Origin of the sequence: Viridibacillus arenosi (assembly GCF_001955655.1) — a bacterium.
GTDB lineage: Bacteria > Bacillota > Bacilli > Bacillales_A > Planococcaceae > Viridibacillus > Viridibacillus arenosi.
Genome location: NZ_MSPW01000041.1, coordinates 1 through 1,066, shown reverse-complemented (window position 1 = coordinate 1,066; position 1,066 = coordinate 1). Strand labels below are relative to the sequence as shown.

Genomic DNA, 1,066 nt, shown 5'->3' with positions numbered 1-1,066 from the left:
AAGATCCTCATTTATTCAACCTCATTCCCATCTATACTAATTATATAATTCAATAACTCCACCAAAAAAGAACGTTATTCCATCTTAAATCAACGCCTTCGTTAGTTAAACAACTTGATTTAAGCATCCTAATTTTTTAATTGTTTGGCATTTATAAAAAAGGTTGTTCCCATTAAAAATATGCCTAAATAAATGAACATAGCAATACCTGAATATTCATCTTTAAATACTGTTGTGTTAACCAAAATAAATAACTAACATCATTAGTACAAGTGATACATATAAGCCTTTAATGTATTTCATAAGTTATTCCTCCTCATTGAAACCATAATAGCAGACCTGTTCTTTGACTATTTGGATTATTAACTAAACATTATTTTAATATTAACACTAATTTACTTTGTTTGAAATTTAATGCAAACCCAACCGCGCTTATTGAACTAACCTGCCCCTTTAGTTGAATAAGCAAAAAGAGCCGTCTGAACAGCTCAGAGATCTTCTACTAAAGCACCTCATTAATTTAAGTACAATTCTTCACAAACTATGGTTACAACAATCTATTTTCAATATGGTTTTACAGTTACGCCTAGTACAGCTGCCCGAACCGTATCCATATCATTTAATTCAGCTAATTCTGTTGGTGTTCCTGTTACCACAGCACCTATTATCTCTATATTTTCAGGATCTAGTTTTGCAGAATCACCTTTTAAATTGTTATATATACGATTAATTTCCCCAAAGTATTTTCCATCTTCATAATTCAAGCCCGATTGAACATCATCAATAAAATGCTTCTCACTCATAGAGGAATCGGTAGGGCGTTCACTAAAACCGTAAATTTCATTCAACAAATTGAGATGAAAAAAGAAATTGAAGAAATACTGAATCAACTCACCCCCTTACATAAGCAATTAATTTTATTGAAATATGTACTTGGATTAAGTTACGAAGAGATTTCTGAAATGCTGGATATAAATTTAGGTACATTAAAAACCTATTTATTCCGTGCAAGAAAATCCTTTAAAGACATATATCGAAAGGAGAATGAAAAACATGACAGAAAATA

The 1,066-nt window shown here is 30.6% G+C and carries 2 protein-coding genes; one reads left to right on the top strand and one right to left on the bottom strand.

Features of this window, described 5'->3' with window-relative positions; genetic code table 11:
* Nucleotides 1–563: 563 nt before the first annotated feature.
* Nucleotides 564–890 carry an anti sigma factor C-terminal domain-containing protein gene (locus tag BK137_RS21660; protein WP_051448889.1) on the bottom strand — a complete coding sequence of 109 codons (327 nt, stop codon included), beginning with the start codon at nt 888–890 and terminating at the stop codon, nt 564–566.
* Here BK137_RS21660 and BK137_RS23060 point away from each other — a divergent pair.
* The coding region (locus tag BK137_RS23060) for an RNA polymerase sigma factor (RefSeq protein ID WP_081730166.1) at nt 789–1,066 on the top strand (278 nt) is incomplete at its 3' end. The two genes, BK137_RS21660 and BK137_RS23060, sit on opposite strands and share 102 nt — an antisense overlap.